The 16,115-nt window shown below is 72.9% G+C and carries 16 protein-coding genes; 6 read left to right on the top strand and 10 right to left on the bottom strand.

The window, feature by feature from the left end:
* Together ACFP2E_RS18470 and ACFP2E_RS18475 are read right to left on the bottom strand one after the other, a co-directional pair.
* On the bottom strand, positions 1-461 hold a 461-nt coding region (locus ACFP2E_RS18470), incomplete at its 3' end, for a DUF222 domain-containing protein (protein ID WP_378522073.1).
* A 155-nt stretch (positions 462-616) separates the two neighbouring features.
* The gene (locus ACFP2E_RS18475) at positions 617-928 is read right to left on the bottom strand and encodes a hypothetical protein (protein WP_378522072.1); all 312 of its coding nucleotides are present in this window, start codon (positions 926-928) and stop codon (positions 617-619) included.
* A gap of 88 nt (positions 929-1,016) precedes the next feature.
* Between ACFP2E_RS18475 and ACFP2E_RS18480 the strand changes: the two genes are divergently transcribed.
* The 3 genes from ACFP2E_RS18480 to ACFP2E_RS18490 are packed head-to-tail and all read left to right on the top strand — an operon-like array spanning position 1,017 to position 3,638.
* Positions 1,017-1,493 (top strand): GNAT family N-acetyltransferase, encoded by a 477-nt coding sequence (locus ACFP2E_RS18480; protein ID WP_378522071.1) that lies wholly within the window; start codon positions 1,017-1,019, stop codon positions 1,491-1,493.
* Positions 1,490-2,482, top strand: a complete 993-nt coding sequence (locus ACFP2E_RS18485; RefSeq protein ID WP_378522070.1) for a hypothetical protein — start codon at positions 1,490-1,492, stop codon at positions 2,480-2,482. The genes ACFP2E_RS18480 and ACFP2E_RS18485 overlap by 4 nt, the downstream gene beginning before the upstream one ends.
* Before the next feature lie 25 nt (positions 2,483-2,507).
* Positions 2,508-3,638, top strand: coding sequence for a DNA glycosylase AlkZ-like family protein (locus tag ACFP2E_RS18490; protein WP_378522069.1), 1,131 nt, complete (start codon positions 2,508-2,510; stop codon positions 3,636-3,638).
* Here the strand turns inward: ACFP2E_RS18490 and ACFP2E_RS18495 are convergent.
* The gene (locus ACFP2E_RS18495) at positions 3,635-4,084 is read right to left on the bottom strand and encodes a GNAT family N-acetyltransferase (RefSeq protein WP_378522068.1); all 450 of its coding nucleotides are present in this window, start codon (positions 4,082-4,084) and stop codon (positions 3,635-3,637) included. The genes ACFP2E_RS18490 and ACFP2E_RS18495 overlap by 4 nt on opposite strands.
* 34 nt (positions 4,085-4,118) lie before the next feature.
* The gene (locus ACFP2E_RS18500; RefSeq protein ID WP_378522067.1) at positions 4,119-4,775 is read right to left on the bottom strand and encodes an SDR family NAD(P)-dependent oxidoreductase; all 657 of its coding nucleotides are present in this window, start codon (positions 4,773-4,775) and stop codon (positions 4,119-4,121) included.
* Between the two features lie 88 nt (positions 4,776-4,863).
* Here ACFP2E_RS18500 and ACFP2E_RS18505 point away from each other — a divergent pair, with 88 nt between their 5' ends.
* Entirely contained in the window at positions 4,864-5,400 is a 537-nt protein-coding gene (locus ACFP2E_RS18505; RefSeq protein WP_378522066.1) for a hypothetical protein, read from the top strand.
* Here the strand turns inward: ACFP2E_RS18505 and ACFP2E_RS18510 are convergent.
* The 6 genes from ACFP2E_RS18510 to ACFP2E_RS18535 are packed head-to-tail and all read right to left on the bottom strand — an operon-like array spanning position 5,345 to position 12,372.
* Complete coding sequence (locus tag ACFP2E_RS18510) at positions 5,345-6,568, bottom strand: SRPBCC family protein (RefSeq protein WP_378522065.1); 1,224 nt, start codon at positions 6,566-6,568, stop codon at positions 5,345-5,347. The genes ACFP2E_RS18505 and ACFP2E_RS18510 overlap by 56 nt on opposite strands.
* A complete protein-coding gene (locus ACFP2E_RS18515) occupies positions 6,565-7,590 on the bottom strand; it encodes an ABC transporter ATP-binding protein (RefSeq protein WP_378522064.1) in 1,026 nt (341 codons plus the stop codon). The genes ACFP2E_RS18510 and ACFP2E_RS18515 overlap by 4 nt, the downstream gene beginning before the upstream one ends.
* The gene (locus ACFP2E_RS18520) at positions 7,587-8,558 is read right to left on the bottom strand and encodes an ABC transporter ATP-binding protein (RefSeq protein WP_378522063.1); all 972 of its coding nucleotides are present in this window, start codon (positions 8,556-8,558) and stop codon (positions 7,587-7,589) included. The genes ACFP2E_RS18515 and ACFP2E_RS18520 overlap by 4 nt, the downstream gene beginning before the upstream one ends.
* A 4-nt stretch (positions 8,559-8,562) precedes the next feature.
* On the bottom strand, positions 8,563-9,468 hold the full coding sequence (locus ACFP2E_RS18525) for an ABC transporter permease (RefSeq protein ID WP_378522062.1): 906 nt from the start codon (positions 9,466-9,468) through the stop codon (positions 8,563-8,565).
* On the bottom strand, positions 9,465-10,511 hold the full coding sequence (locus ACFP2E_RS18530; protein WP_378522061.1) for an ABC transporter permease: 1,047 nt from the start codon (positions 10,509-10,511) through the stop codon (positions 9,465-9,467). The genes ACFP2E_RS18525 and ACFP2E_RS18530 overlap by 4 nt, the downstream gene beginning before the upstream one ends.
* A gap of 16 nt (positions 10,512-10,527) precedes the next feature.
* Positions 10,528-12,372, bottom strand: a complete 1,845-nt coding sequence (locus ACFP2E_RS18535) for an ABC transporter substrate-binding protein (RefSeq protein ID WP_378522060.1) — start codon at positions 12,370-12,372, stop codon at positions 10,528-10,530.
* A gap of 30 nt (positions 12,373-12,402) precedes the next feature.
* On the opposite strand from ACFP2E_RS18535, the gene ACFP2E_RS18540 reads away from it, so the two are divergent.
* Both ACFP2E_RS18540 and ACFP2E_RS18545 read left to right on the top strand, forming a co-directional pair.
* Positions 12,403-14,598, top strand: a complete 2,196-nt coding sequence (locus tag ACFP2E_RS18540) for a prolyl oligopeptidase family serine peptidase (RefSeq protein WP_378522059.1) — start codon at positions 12,403-12,405, stop codon at positions 14,596-14,598.
* Complete coding sequence (locus tag ACFP2E_RS18545; RefSeq protein ID WP_378522058.1) at positions 14,595-15,974, top strand: M20/M25/M40 family metallo-hydrolase; 1,380 nt, start codon at positions 14,595-14,597, stop codon at positions 15,972-15,974. Before ACFP2E_RS18540 ends, ACFP2E_RS18545 begins: the two co-directional genes overlap by 4 nt.
* Positions 15,975-16,115: the final 141 nt, after the last annotated feature.

Here is a 16,115-nt window from a genome sequence, read left to right on the forward strand (position 1 = left end):
TGGGCGGCCTGGTCGACGAGGTACTCCTCCGCCTTCGCGACGACGTCGGGGTCGAGGTCGGCCGGCAGGTCGTCGAGCGACGTGACCAGCACCCGCGCCTGCGCCGGATTCACCGCCCCCGACGCCAGCCCCTGCCCGACCCGGGACCACCTGCCGGTGATCGCCTCGGCCAGCCGGGCCGCCCCCAGCGCGCGGCCGGCGTCGGTGCGGGTCGCGTGGGCCAGCCACGCCGCCGCCGACCGCGCACCCGAGTCCAGCGCCACCTCGTCGGCGTTCGCGAGCACCCGCAGCTTCAGCTCCTCCACCCGCGCCGCCAGCGCGGACAGCTCGACCAGTGCGGCCGCCTGGTCCTCGGTCCGCATGTATGCCGGGTCCACCTCGGCCACGAGATCGAGTTCCTTGCCGATCGCCTCCGTGCACGCCAGCACCGGGTGCGTGGGGTGCAGCGGCCGGATCGACATACCCAGACACTAGGGCCGACCACCGACACTTTTTCGAACGCCAGTTCGACCTGTGCAGCGTCCACCCAGCCCCCTCGCCTGTGGCCGGAAAGCGGGCCCGGAACTGACTCACCGACCGCCACCACACGTCGGTCGAGCTCGTCGAGACCCCCGGGTCAGGCGACCCCGGCGTCGACGATGCGCCACAGACCCTCGTCGTTGCGCTCCAGGACGTACCCCCATCGGCCGTCCTCGACGGTCCCGTCGCCGCCCTCGAAGTCGGCCGTGAAGAGCACGTGCGCGCGGGTCTCGTCGCCCGTCGTGCTCACGAGCTCGAAGTCGTGGGTCTGCATCGGCCGGCTGAACCGGCCGAGGTCCTGACCGTCACGGGAGTCGATCGCGTTCGCGGTGTCGAAGTCGCGACCGTTCACGGCGTCGACGTAGGCGCGCACGACTTCCTCGGGCGTGGCGTCAGGACCGCGGGTCACGAGCGGCATTGTGCCCGCGGTGGCGGTCGGCGAGGGCGACCGCCGCGCAACTCGACCGACAGCGCGCCGAGCGCCGTACTGTGCTCCCGTGGGGGACCTGCTGCGGGCGATGACGTACGCCGATGTACCGGCTGTTGTCACGATTCAGGAACCCGGCGCCGTGACAGCGCTGGCGACGGTGTTCCCCCAGGACGAGCACCCCTTCCCGGCCGACGAGATCGCCCGTCGCTGGCGCGAGGAGATCGACACCGCCGGCATCGACTGCCTCGTGGTCCTCCACGGGGACGTGGTCGTCGGCTTCGCGGCGACGCACGGCGACGAGCTGCTGCACCTCGGCATCGCCGTCGAGCACTGGGGCACCGGGCTCGCTGCCGAGGCCCACGACGCACTGCTCGACCGGATGCGCTGCGCCGGGCACAGCCGGGCGTGGCTGCGCGTCTTCACCGGCAACGCCCGCGGCCGGCGCTTCTACGAGCGGCTCGGGTGGGAGCCGACGGGCGAGAGAACGCACAGCACCTTCTCGCCCTTCCCGGAGCTGCTCCGCTACGAGCGGGGACTGGCGTGACGGCCCGAAGGGTCGCGCACGTCGCGCTGCTGCTCGCCCTCGCCCTCGTCGCGGCCTGCACGTCGGGAGCCGAGGTCCCCCGCCCCGACCGCGCGCGCCCCGCGGCCGACTGCTGGCCCGTCTCCTTCGACGACGTGCGCGGCCGAGCGCCGGCGTACGTCGACGAACAACGCCTCGGCCGGTTCCGCAACGACCGCGCCATGTGCGGGGGCGTCTGGGTCGGGACCCGGCGGGGGCTGGTGCCGCAGGGCCTCGTCGTCGACGGCCGCACCGCGTGGGTGAGCGGGTACGACGGCGAGGCGCGACCCGGGCACAAGTACTGCCTCCTGGTGCGCGTCGACCTCCGCACCGGCCGGGCCACCCACCGCGACCCGGTCTCCGGGCAGGTCGGCAACCGCGACCCGGTCACGTGCCGCCACGCCGGTGGGCTGGCTGCGGACGATCACGGTCTCTGGCTGGTGGAGACCGGGCGGGTCTGGCTGCTCGACCCCGGGACACTCGACGTACGACGCGGCTGGGCCCTCGCCCCACCCCTGCGCGGCTCGTTCGCCGTCACCGACGACGACGGCCACCTCGGCATCGGGTCGTGGCACCCACGGCGCCGCGGGAGCGTCCACTGGTTCAGCACCGACCTCCTCGTCGCCGGCTCGGTGCTCGACCTGACGACCGGCCTGGCTGCCCGGAGCGAACGCGCCCCCTCGATGACCCAGGGCGCGGTCCATGCCGACCTCGACGGCAGAGCCGCGAGGACCTGGTTCGCCCGCTCCGTCACTCGCTGCGGCGTCCTCGTCGACCCCGCCGGACACCGACTCGCCTTCGTCCCCGGCGCGGAGGGCATGGCGCTCGCCGAAGACGGCGCCCTCTGGGTGGCCAGCGAGTCCGGCAGCCGGCACTACCAGCGGCTGGGCGGGCGGCCACTCGTGCCGACGCTCGTCCGTCTCGACCTCGACGACCTCGACGACTGGCGCCGCCCGGGCTGCCGGCCGTGAGACCACGCCACTCCCGGAGTCAACCATGAGCGAGGCGTACCGGCTGACCCGCCAGGAGGCGCGCAGGATCGCGGTCCGCGCCCAGCTGCTGACGCAGCCGCGCCCCACCGACCTGCTCGAGGTGCTCGAGCACCTGTGGCTGCTGCAGGTCGAGCCCACCGCCGCAGTGGCCCCGACCGCTGACCTGGTCCTGTGGAGCCGCCTCGGAGCGGCCTACGACCCAGCGGACCTCCGCGAGCTGCTCGACCGGCAGGTGCTGGTCGAGCACGACAACAGGATCCGCACCCTCGACCAGCTGCAGCTGCTCCGCGCCGAGATGGACGCCTGGCCGGGCGACGGCATCGGCACCGGGCTCCACGAGTGGCAGGTCGCGCAGCAGGCCTGGGTCGACGCCAACGACGCCTGCCGCCGGGACGTCCTCGAGCGGCTGCGCGCCGACGGTCCCCTCCCCCAGTCGGAGCTCCCGGACACGTGTGAGGTTCCGTGGCGGTCGAGCGGCTGGAACAACCGGCGCAGCCTGACCATGCTGCTCGGACTCATGGTGGCGCGGGGCGAGGTCGTCCTCGTCGGGCGACAGGGCAACGAGAAGCTCTGGGACCTCGCCGGGCGCGTCCTCCCCGACGAGCCGTACCCGCCCGCGGACGAGGCGCGTCGGGAGCGGGACGCACGACGCCTGCAGTCCCTCGGCATCGCCCGAGCCAGGTCCGCCAAGGTGCCGGGCGAGCCGAACCACGTCGGCGAGACGGGCGAAACCGCCACGGTCGAGGGGGTGAAGGGCGAGTGGCGCATCCACCCGGCGTACCTCGACGACGAGCCCTTCCGGGGACGGGCCGTCCTGCTGTCGCCCCTCGACCGGCTGGTGTTCGACCGGCGGCGCATGGCCGAGCTCTTCGAGTTCGACTACCAGCTCGAGATGTACAAGCCGGCCGCCCAGCGGCGATGGGGGTACTGGGCGATGCCGATCCTGTACGGCGACCGGCTGGTCGGGAAGCTCGACGCGACCGCCGACCGGGCGGAGGGCGAGCTGCGGGTCGACGCTATCCATGAGGACGAGCCGTTCACCCCCGGCATGACCGCGGAGGTGGACCGCGAGATCGAGGAGCTGGCGCGCTGGCTGGGCCTCGAGCCCCACCGGGCCGACCAGCGCAACAGCTAGGGCTGCAGCTCCTTGCGGAAGTGCACGTCCGCCTCGCCACGGACGGGGATCCCCTCGGTCCGGGCGAACTCGACGTACCCGTGGCGGCGGTAGAAGTCCGGTGCCTGGAAGGTGAACGACGAGACCGTCATCTGCACGCAGCCGCGCCCGGCCGCCTCCGACTCGGCCGCCGCGAGCAGTCGCCCGCCCCATCCGCCCCGACGCGCGTCGTCACGGACCCACACCATGCCGATGCCGGCGGCGGTCCCCCACGTCCAGCCGCTCAGCCCCGCGACCAGCTCGCCGGACGCGTCGGAGATGCGCACCGTCAGCTCACGCGCGTCGCTGTGGCCGGTCGCGGCGAAGTTGTGACGGTCGAGCTCGTCGCTCAGGCGTGAGTCGAGGGCGGCGTCGGCCTCGCCGACCACCACCGAGGTGGTGGCGACGTCCGAGAATGTGTCAGGCATGCGGGCGAACCTATCCGCCCGAGGACCGAGCACCTCACCCGGCGTACGGCACCTCGGTCCGCCACTCGTCGACGTCCTGCGACGCGGCGGCGTGGATCGCCTCCGCGACCCGGTCGGGCGTGAACGGCCCCTCCTTGTCGAGCGTGCCCTGCACCGTCACCGATACGGCGCGGATGCCGTCGGGCTTCAGGGTCGTGTCGATGCTGCGCACCAGGTTGCGCAGGCCCGCCTTCTGCACGCCCAGCGACGCGGCCTCGTTCCACGGCTTGTCGGCGGCGACGCTGCCGGTGGCCGTGACGCGCGCGCCCTCGCCCATGAACGGCCGGGCCGCCTGCACCGCGGTCAGCAGAGCGCCTACCCCGAGCGCGACGTCCTCGAGCAGCTCCGGCACGGTCAGCGCCAGCGGGTCCTTGTGGCGGAACGCCGAGGGGTTGAAGTGCATCAGGTCGATCCGGCCGAAGTGCTCGCCGATCTCCCGCACCGCGGCGGTCGCGACGGGGCCGTCGGTGATGTCGACCGCCCGCCACTCGACCTCGCGACCGCCGTCGCGGATCTCCTCGCTCAGCGTCTCCATCGCCTCCTCGTCGACGCCGAGGAGGCCCACGTCGTACCCGTCCAGCGCGAACCGTCGCGCCACCGAGCCGCTGACCCCCGGCCCCGCGCCGACCACCACGACCACCGGACTACTCATGCAGACCACCCTAGTGAGCGCGACGGAACGGGAAGAGTCCCCGAAATTCGGGCATGAGAACGGACTAGTCATCCGGCGATGCTGAGTAATGGCCTCGCCGACCCACCCCACGGGGCACGGCCGCCACCGACCGATCCCGGTCCTGGTGCTCGCGCTTGCGGTCGCGGGCTGCGCCTACGAGGACCCGGACGTGATGCCACGCCGTGTCGCGGCCACCCTCGCGCCCGTCCAGTACGTCGTCACCGAGGATGCCGTCCAGCTGACGGTCGAGATCCGTTTCCACGAGGAGCGCACCCTCACGGCGGCCCGGGTGCTGCTCGACCGGGTCGACCCGGTCGACGTCGGGGAGCCGATGCTGCTGCGGGCCGGCGAGTCGGTCCGCCTGCAGACCACGCTGACCGGCACCTGCACGGACCCGCCGCGGCTGCCGGTCTTCGAGATCACCACCGAGGTCGCCGGCCGCGCGAGCGTCGACCACTTCCTCCCCGTCGGCGACGACGGCTTCGAGCCCGCCTTCGCCCAGTGGTGCGCGCGGGGCGGCAGCGGACCCGACGTCGAGGAGCGCGACGTCAGCGAGCAGGACGGTCTGCGTGCCACGGCTGTCCGACGTACCCCTGTGAGATGAGACCGACGAACCGCTCGACCGCGTCCTCCCCCGGCGAGAACGGCCCCGGCGCGTAGTGCGGTGACGACAGCCCGCGCTGGACCGACTCGCAGGCCGCCCAGTCCTGCCGGTTGGTGATGTCCCAGAACTCGACGGCGTACGCCGCGTCGGGCACCCGCCCGTCGGCGTCCGGCAGCAGCAGCCAGGAGCACTCGACCCAGGTCCGGTCCGGCGCCAGCGGCACCAGCCGATGGGTCATCACGTAGTCGGGGTGCGCGGAGACCAGCAGGTTCGGCAGCAGGTGGACGTACTCGACGGCCGTCGGCGACACCCCGGGCAGCGGCCTGCCACCGGACTCGCCGGTGAGCGACATCGTCGCCATCCCGTCACGCAGCACCATCGAGCCGCCGACCCAGGCGCCGGGCAGGTGGTAGTTGTCGCCGGACGCCGGCGGCGTCACCCGGCACAGCTCGGGATGGATGAGCGGGCAGTGGTAGCACTCGTGGTAGTTCTCCGCGACGATCTTCCAGTTCGCGGCGATCTCGTAGGAGTGCCGGTCGGCCAGGCTCAGGGACTCGGGGCGGTAGGGCTCGACCACGGTCCCGAGCTCGCCGAGGTGCTCGGCGAACGGCACGACGTCCGGGTGGCCCAGCGGGTGCAGCGCGTGCCCGAACACCCAGCCGCACCAGATCGCCACGGGCAGCTCGACGAGCGAGTACGCCGTCGGGTCGAAGCCGGGCTCGTCGCGGTAGCCGGGAGCCACCCGCAGCCGGCCGCCCAGGTCGTAGGACCAGGCGTGGTAGGGGCAGACGACGGAGTGCGCCGCAGAGGTGCCGGCGTCCGGCAGCAGCTCGTGGGCGCGGTGGCGACACGTGTTCGCGAACATCCGCAGCCCACGATCGGGGGGCCCGCCGGGGTCGCGCACCAGCAGCGCCGACACATCTCCCACGCGCACGGCCCGCTGCGTCGCCGGCTTCCCGGCCTGGTGCCCGCCCACGTCGTCGGGCAGCAGCTCAGCCAGCCGCCCCAGGCAGCTCCACGTCCCCGCGAACAGGTGCCGCAGCTCCCACGCCAGCACCTCGCCGGACGTGTACGCCGCCGCCGGAAGCATCGCGGGCACCTCGCCGCCGCGGGCCGCCACCTCCTCGCGCAGCCGCGCCATCTCCCCGGGGCCGGCGGGGAGGCTCATGCCGGCTGCCCGTCCCTCGCCGCGACGAGGTGGCAGGCGGCATGGTGGCCACCCGCCGCCGGCAACACCTCCAGCGCCCGGGTGCGGCAGGCCTCCTCGACCCCGGCAGCCGCGGCGCGGCCGTCGGCGACCGCCGGGCAGCGCGGGTGGAACCGGCAGCCGCGCGGGATGTTGGTCGGGTCGGGCACCTCACCGGTCAGCACGACCGGCTCGATCCGCTCGATCTCCGGGACCACCGACAGCAGCGCCTGCGTGTAGGGGTGCTGCGGGTCGGCCAGCACCTCCTCGGTGGGGCCGACCTCGACCACCCGGCCGAGGTACATCACCGCGGTCCTGTCGGCGATGTTCCACGCCAGGCCGAGGTCGTGCGTCACCACCAGCACGCCCAGCCCGAGGTCGGCGCGCAGCTTCAGCAGCAACGCCAGGATCTCGCCCCGGATCGAGGCGTCGAGGCTGGAGACCGGCTCGTCGGCCACGAGCAGCTCCGGGCCCAGCGCCAGCGCCCCCGCGATGAGCACCCGCTGCCGCTGACCGCCCGACAGCTCGTGCGGGTAGCGCAGGAAGAGCCGCTCCGGCGGCCGCAGCCCGGCGGCGGCCAGCGCGTCGGCGACCTGCTGCTCCTCCGTGCGTCCCTGCGGGTCGCGCGTGGACAGGCCGTGCAGCCGCAGCCCCTCGGCGACCGACTCGTAGACGGTGTGGCGCGGGTTGAGCGCGCCGGCCGGGTCCTGCAGCACCATCTGCACCCGGCGCCGCAGCGCCTTCAGCGCCGACGAGCGGTACGCCAACGGCTCGCCGTCGACCAGCACCTGCCCGCGCACCGGCTTCTCCAGCCCGGTGATCGTGCGGGCGAGCGTCGTCTTCCCCGAGCCCGACTCCCCCACCAGTGCCAGGATCTCGCCGCCACGCACGCACAGGTCGACGCCGTCGAGAGCGGTCGCGACCGATCGTGCCCGCGAGGTGTACTCGACGGCCACCCCCCTGGCCTCGAGGGTGAGCCGGTTCGTGCCGGTCGCGTGACTCATCGGGCCTCCTCCACGCGGATGCACGCGGCGCGCCGCTGCGGCCGCTTGGGCTCCAGGACCGGCTCCGCCTCCCGGCACGCGTCGACCGCCAGCGGGCAGCGCGGGGCGAAGGAGCAGCCGGACGGCAGGTCGCGCGGGTCGGGCGGGTCCCCGGCCAGACCCGCAGGCGCGAACCGCGCGGCCGGGTCCCCGACCCGCGGGAACGACGCCGACAGCGCCGCGGCGTACGGGTGCAGCGGGTCGGTGAAGACCTGCCCGGCGGGGCCCTCCTCGACCACGCGGCCGGCGTACATCACGGCGATCCGGTCGCTCAGCTCGGCGAGCACGGACAGGTCGTGGCTGATGATCAGCATCCCCATCTCGCGGCCCTTCACCAGTCCCGCGAGCACGTCGAGCACCTGCGCCTGGACCATCACGTCCAGCGCGGTGGTGGGCTCGTCGGCGACGATGAGCGAGGGCCGGCAGGCCAGCGCCATCGCGATCATCACGCGCTGCCGCTGACCGCCCGAGAGCTGGTGGGGGTACGCCGAGGCGCGCGACGCGGGCAGGCCGACCTCCTCGAGCAGCTCGCCCACCCGCCGGTCGACCTCGCCGTCGGGGGCGCCGGGCTCATGGAGCCGGATCGGCTCGGCGATCTGCTGCCCGATCCGGCGCACCGCGTTCAGCGAGTGCAGCGCGCCCTGGAAGACGATCGACGCCTCGGCCCAGCGCAGCGCCCGCAGGTCGCCCCAGCGCATGGTGAGCACGTCGGCGCCGTCGACGAGCACCTTGCCGGTGACGGTCGCCGAAGTTGGCTGGAGCCGCAGCACGGTGCTCGCGAGGCTGGACTTGCCGCAGCCGGACTCGCCGGCGACGCCGACCACCTCACCCCGCTCGACCGAGAGGTCGACGTGGCGCACGGCGTGGAGGTCGCCCTCCTGGGTCCGGTAGGTGACCGAGAGGTCCTCGATCCGCAGCAGCTCGCTCATCGGGTCACCGCTTCCGCAGCCGGGGGTTGAGGACGTCCTCGAGCGCCTGCCCGACGAGTGTGAAGGACAGCACCACCAGCACGACGCACACACCCGGCGGCACGAAGAACCACCACGAGCCGGTGGTGATCGCCCCGACGCTGTAGGCGTCGTCGAGCATGCTCCCCCACGACACCCGGGTCGGGTCGCCGAGGCCGAGGAAGCTGAGCGTGGTCTCCGACAGGATCGCCAGCGCCACGCTGAGCGTGGTGTTGGCGAAGACCATCGGGACCACGTTGGGAAGCAGGTGCCGCCGCAGCAGGTGGACGTGGCCGGCGCCGAGGGCGCGGGCCCGCTCGAGGTAGGCGCGCTCCTTGATCGAGAGCGCCTGGCTGCGGATCAGCAGCGCCGTGCCGGCCCAGCTCGTCACGCCGATCACGATCACGATGTTGAGCAGCGACCGCCCGAGCACCGACGCGAGCACGATCGCGAACGGCAGGAACGGGATCACCAGGAACCACTCGGTGAAGCGGAACAGGATCGCGCCCGGCCAGCCGCCGAAGTAGCCGGACACCAGCCCGACGACGGTGCCGATCACCATCGAGATCAGGGTCGCCATCAGCCCGACGAAGAGCGAGATCCGGGCGCCCCAGATCAGCAGGGTGAGCACCGACCGGCCGTTGTCGTCGGTGCCGAGCCAGTACTCCCCGGACGGCGACTCGAGCACGCCGCCCGTCGCCTTGGTGACGTCGAGGCCGTCGGGGTCGGTGATGACCGGGGCCAGCACCGCCAGCAGCACGAACACCACCAGCACGACCAGGCCGGCCATCCCGGCCCGGTCCGCGCGGAAGAGCTTCCACCCGCGCGACCACGCCTCCTGCCGGCGCCGGCGTGCCAGCTGCCGGGCCGTCATGACGGTCGCGGTGCTCATGAGCGCACCCGCGGGTCGAGCAGGCCGTAGAGCAGGTTGGCCGCGAGGTTGGCGAGGATGACCGCGGTGGTCGAGAGCAGGAAGACGCCCTGCAGCAGCCAGAAGTCGGGCACCCGCAGGGCCTCCGTCGTCAGCAGGCCGAGGCCCGGGATCGAGAAGATCGTCTCGACCGTGATCGCACCCGCGACCACGAAGCCGAAGTTCAGCGCGACGATCGTGGAGGCCGGCAGCAGCGCGTTGGGGACGGCGTGCCGGTTGCGCACCGCCACGTCGCGCAGCCCCTTGGCGCGGGCCGTGGTCAGGTAGTCCTCGCCGAGCTCGTCGAGCAGCGAGCCGCGCATGATCAGCGCGTAGTCGGCGAGGTAGGCCAGCGTCAGCGTCAGCACCGGCAGCGCGAGGTGCCACGTGGTGTCGAGGACGCCGGCGAGCGACGACGGGTCGACGTCCGTGGAGTGCAGACCGCCCGTCGGGAACAGGCCGGGCAGCGGGCCCGGCCCGACCGCGAGCACGGCGATGAGCACGAGCCCCAGCCACCACTCGGGCATGGAGTAGAGCGTCAGCGACGTGCTCGTCGACATCCGGTCGAAGCGGCTGCCCCGTTCCCAGGCGCTGCGCGTCCCGAGCCAGAGCCCGATCAGCGCGGCCAGCACCGTCGAGGAGCCGACCAGCAGCAGGGTCGGCCAGAGCCGGTCGACGAGGATCTCGGAGACCGGCTGACGGTAGAGGATCGAGTAGCCCAGGTCGCCGCTCGCGAGGTTGCCTAGGAACGTCCAGAACTGCTCACCCGTCGACTGGTCGAGCCCGTAGGTGCGGTTGAACTCCTCGAGCTGCTCGGGCGTCGAGAGCCGGCCGCGGCCCAGGGTGCGGGCCGGGTCGCCGGGCAGGATCCGGAACAGGAAGAAGTTGACGACCAGCATGAAGGCGAGGCTGCCGAGCGAGCCGAGCACCTTCCCACCGGCGTAGCGGCCGAAGCCGCCCCGACGCCGGGGTCTGGTGCCGGCCTCGGCGGCCGCGGCTGCGGGGTCGGCCGCCGCCAGCGTCATGCGACGACCTCCCGGCTCACTCGCGGTCCTCTACGGTGGCCCGGCGACGCATCGCCAGGACCAGCGCGCCCACCACGACCACGCCTGCGGCCACACCGAGGCCCACCATCGTGCCGGTGCCGAGGCTGTCGTCGTCGCGGCTCTCGGTGACGCGGGTGGCACTCTCGTCGCCGTCGCAGTCACCGGCCTCGGACGCCGGTCGCATGTTGATGTAGTTGTAGACGCCGTACTGGACCAGGTAGATGCCGCCGGGGTCGGGCTGCGGCCGCAGGCAGGCGAAGCGGTCGCTGCGGAAGGCCTCGCCGATGCTGTTGTACGCCGTCACGAGGTACGGCGCGTCCATGTAGAGGATCTCCTGCATCTCCTTGACCATCTCGGCGCGCGCGGCGTCGTCGACCTCGGTCTGCTGCTGCTCGAAGAGCGCGTCGTACTCCTCGCTGCAGTACCAGGAGTCCGACCAGTTGCCCCGCTGCGAGCAGGTCATGTAGTCGAGCATCGAGCTCGGGTCCGGCTCTACGTACCAGCCCCACTCGAAGGCGTCGAAGGTCCCCTCGAGGATGATGTCGGTGAGCCGGCTGGACTCCACCGCCGAGACCTCCGACCTGATGCCGAGGTCGGCGAGCCACTCCTGGAAGAAGTTCATGACGTCCACCGACGTGCGCGACTCGGATCGGGCGTAGAGCCGGAGCGTGCCGATCGGGTCGCCGTTCGGCAGCGTCCGGAACCCGTCGGCGCCCAGCGTGTAGCCGGCCTCGTCGAGCAGCTCGGCCGCCTTGTCGGGGTCGTAGGTGAACGCGACGTCAGCCGGCGGCTCCCAGTGGAACGCGTCGTAGGCCGGCGGGATGATCGTCGTGCCCGGCTGGCCCGAGCCCTGGTAGACCCGCTCGATGATGGTGTCGCGATCGATCCCGAAGCCGAGCGCGTAGCGGAAGTCCGGGTCGAGCACGGCGGGGTTGGGGTCGCCGATCGGCTTGCCGGTGTCGAGGTCGACCGAGCCCGCGTTGAACGAGATCTCGTCGAAGCCCGGCGAGTCGCCGCTGATCGCGGTGATGCCGTCGCGCCCCTGCAGCGACTCGACCTGCAGTGGCGTGATCCCCTCGACGAAGTCGACCTCGCCCTTGAGCAGCGCCTGGATGGCGGGATCCTCGCTCTTGTAGACCCTGAAGACGACCTTGTCGATGTGCGGTGCGCCCTGCCAGTAGTCGGGGTTGGCCTCGAAGCGGTACGTCGACCCGCCGGCCTGGCCCTCGACCAGTCGGAACGGGCCGGAGCCGACGACCGGCTCGCCGTCCTCGGGCTCTGCCTTGTAGGTCTTGACCTCCTTCTCGGCGATGTCCGACCACACGTGCTCCGGGACGATCGGGATCGGCAGCAGCGGCAGCGAGGAGTTCGGCGTCTTGAGCTCGAGCACCACGGTGGTCGGGTCCGGGGCGGTGATCGACGTGACGCCGGCAAGGTAGCTGCGCCAGGTCGCGGCCTCCGGGCCACCGTCGAGGACCCGGTTGTAGGTGTGCGCGATGTCGTCGGCCGTCAGCGGCTCCCCGTCGGAGAACGTGACGTCGTCGCGGATCGTGAACGTCCAGGTGAGGCCGTCCTCGGAGGTCTGCCACTCCGTCGCCAGGCCGGGCTGCGGTGACATGTCCTCGAGCGAGTAGGTGATCATGTAGTCGTAGGTCAGCGCCCACATCTCGAAGGACTCCGCCTCGATCCCGACGAACGGGTTGAACGAGTCGACCTCGTTGAGGAACGCGACGGTGAAGGTGACCTTCTCGTCGCTCCCCTCGTCTCCCGCGGCGTGCGCCGTCGGCCCGCCGAGGGCCAGTCCCGGCGCCAGCGACGCGAGGAGCAAAGCCAGTGCCACGAGCGCCCGGCCGGGAGTACGTTGACGCGCGTGATCCCGCCCGAGGCCCCGCAGACGCCGTACGAGCACACCGAGCACGGGGTGACGCGCCCCGACCCCTATCACTGGATGGGCTCGACCACGCCCGCCCTGCTCGACCACCTCTCCGCCGAGCGGAGCTTCTACGACACCTCGGTTGCGCATCTGCATCCCCTGGTCTCCGCCCTGACCGCCGAGATGTCTTCCCGGCTGCCGGAGACCGAGGTGTCGGCTCCGTGGCGGCGCTCGAGATTTTCCTACTACACGGAGTACGTCTCCGGAAGTGACTACCCGCGAATCATGCGGGAAATCGTCGGTTCCGATACCGATTCGATACAGATTTCACCGAATCGGGCCGGTATGCACGACGGATCTCGTGGCGACTCGCCGCAGTCGACGGAATCGTCCGGGGCGCCGGAGCCCGAGGTGGTGCTCGACGCGGCGTCGCTGGTGGGCGAGAGCGGCTACCTCGAGCTCGGCCTCACCATCGTCAGCCCCGACGAGGACCTGCTCGCCTGGTCCGTCGACCACACCGGCGACGAGGTCTACACGCTGCGCTTCCGCGACCTGCACACCGGCGAGGACCTCGACGAGGTCGTGCCGCGCAGCTACTACTCGGGCGCGTGGAGCGCAGACTCGCAGTGGTTCTTCTACACCGTCCACGACGAGCTCTACCGCCCCCACCAGGTGTGGAGGCACCGGATCGGCACGCCGGCCACCGACGACGTGATGGTGCTGCACGAGCCGGATGCGCGGTTCGAGCTCAGCGTCCGCGCCACCCGCTCAGGGGACCTCGTGCTCATGAAGGCCGAGAGCCGCGACACGGCCGAGACCTGGGTGGTCGACGCCCACGACCCGACCGCAAAGCCGAGGTCGGCCGGCGGCCGCCGCCCTGGCGTCATCTACCGCGCCGAGCACGTCCGTGGTCAGGACGGCGGCGAGCTGCTCCTCGTCACCGACGACGACGCCGTGGAGTTCCGGCTGGTCGCGGCGCCGGTCCCCCGCGACGGCGACCAGGACCACACGACCTGGCGCGAGGTCCGCCCCGGCCGCGACGACGAGCGGCTCGAGCAGGTCGACGCCTTCGCCGGCCACGTCGTCCTCAGCCTGCGCACCGGCGGCGAGCACGTGCTCCGCATTGTGCCCGTGGGCGACTACGCCGGCGAGGGGATCCTCGTCCGCAGCCGCTTCCCGCACGGGACCGTCCACCTCGGCCGCAACGTCGCCCACGACCCCGCCGCCGTCACCGTCGTCGAGCAGACCGAGGTGCAGCCGCCGGTCTGGCTGAGCGTCGACCTCGCGACCGGGGCCGCGACCGAGGTGCTGCGGCGCGAGGCCCCGGGCCACGACCCGTCGGCATACGTCTCGGAGCGACGCACGTTCCCCTCGGCCGACGGGACGCCGGTCCCCGCGACGATCCTGCGGCACCGCGACGTCCCCCTCGACGGCACCGCGCCGGCGCTGATCTACGCGTACGGCGCCTACGAGGCCACCGACGACCCCGTGTGGGACCCCGCGCTGCCGAGCCTGCTCGACCGCGGCGTGGTCTACGTGCACGCCCACGTCCGCGGCGGCGGCGAGATGGGGCGGCGCTGGTGGCTGGACGGCCGGATGCAGCACAAGCAGCACACCTTCGACGACCTCGTCGCGGTGGCCGACGGGCTGGCGGAGGGCGGACTGGTCGACGGCTCGCGGATCGCGACGCGGGGGCTGTCGGCCGGCGGACTGCTGCAGGGCGCGGTGTTCAGCCAGCGACCCGACCGCTGGCGGGCGGTGGTCGCGGAGGTGCCGTTCGTCGACGTGGTGACGACGATGCTCGACCCCGACACCCCGCTCACCGTCAACGAGTGGGAGGAGTGGGGCGACCCGCGGCGCCGCGAGGAGTTCGAGTGGATGCTCGCCTACTCGCCGTACGACAACATCCCGCCCGCCGGTGGCCGGCCCGACCTGCTCGTCACCGGCGCCGTGCACGACCCGCGGGTGATGGTGCGCGAGCCCGCGAAGTGGGTGGCCGCGCTGCGCGCCAGCGACCCGGAGTGGTCGCCGCGCTGCGTGTTCCGCTGCGAGCTCGGCGCCGGGTCGCACGTCGGCCCGTCGGGCCGCTTCGGACACCTCGCCTACGAGGCGGAGGTCCACGCGTGGGTGCTGGACCGGCTGGGCCTGGTCGACTCCGGTTCGGTGGGCGCAGGAACGGGGGCGGCGTCGTGAGCGACCTGCGCGACCTTCGTGACGAGGTCGTCGCCCTGGCCCGCGACCTGATCCGGATCGACACCAGCAACGCGCCCGAGGCGCTGCTCGGCCACCGGCCCGGCCGCGAGACCGCCGTCGCCGAGCACCTCCACGCCTACCTCTCCGAGGCCGGTGTGGAGTGCGAGCTGGTCGCCCGCGAGGACGACCGCGCCAACCTCGTCGCCCGGATCCCCGGCGCCGGGCAGGCGCCCTCGCTGGCGTTCGTCGGCCACACCGACGTGGTCCCGGTCGACCCGCGCGACTGGACGCACCCGCCGTTCGAGGGGGTGGTCGACGACGACGGCTACCTATGGGGCCGCGGCGCGATCGACATGAAGGGCGAGGTCGCGGCGCGTGCCGTCGCGATGGCCGAGCTGGCGCGGTCGGGCTTCCGGCCTGCGGGCGACCTGTGGCTGCTCGCGGTGGCCGACGAGGAGGACGGCATGGCCGGGGTCGGCATGCGGTGGCTGCTGCAGGAGCGCTCCGACATCCGCCCGGACCTGGCCGTCAACGAGGGCGGCGGCCAGTGGCTGCCGCTGCGCGACGGCCGCACCGTCGTGACGGTCGGCGTCGGCGAGAAGGGCACCTACCCGGTTGTCGTCAGCGCGGTCGGCGAGGCCGGGCACGCGTCGATGCCCAGCGTCGGCGACAACGCCGTGCCGCTGCTCGGCGACCTCCTGCGCCGGGTCGGCCGCGGCATGCCCGACCCGGAGCCGTCGCCGCTGCTGCTGCGGATGCTCGAGGTGCTCGTGCCGGACGCGGTCGCCTCGCTCTCGGGCGCCACCGAGGACGACCTGACGGATGCGGTCGCGGCGGCTGCCGCGCTGCACCCCGGACTGGAGGACCTGCTCCCCGCGCTGACCGGCACCACCATGGCGCCGACCGTGCTGGCCGCCTCCACGAAGCGCAACGTGATGCCCGCCCGCGCGTCCGTCGAGCTCGACTGCCGGATCCTGCCGGGCACGACCGCCGCGGACGTCGAGGCCGCCGTACGCCGCCGGCTCGGCAACGGCATCGCCTACGAGCTCTCCTGGCCGGAGCCGCTGATCGCCGGCAGCGCGTCGTCACCCGACTCGGTGCTGATGGCCGCGATCGCCGAGTGCGTCGCGGCCAGCGGCGTCGAGGACGCCGATGCCGCGCTGCTGCCCGTGCTCGACACCGGCTTCACCGACTCGGTCTACCTGCGCGAGGCGGCCGGCACGACGGCGTACGGCTTCAGTCCCTACCGGTTCACCCCGCCCGAGGTGATCGCGGCCGGCTACCACAACGCCGACGAGCGGGTGCACGTCGACGACCTCGCGCTGTCCGCGCGGATGCACGTGGACCTGGCGCGGAGGCTCCTCTCCGGTGGTTGAGGTGCGAGGCCGTCCAGGTGGGTTCAAGGTGCGTGCGCAACGCCCTGGGTGATCTGGGGTGAGGGGTATGCCGCGTCCGCCGGTTCGGGTGGAGGTGCAGCGCAGGTTCTGGGACCGGGTGGCGCAGGGTGAGTCGGTGGT

The sequence above is a fragment of the Nocardioides sp. GCM10027114 genome (assembly GCF_042659625.1).
Classification (GTDB): Bacteria; Actinomycetota; Actinomycetes; order Propionibacteriales; family Nocardioidaceae; genus Nocardioides.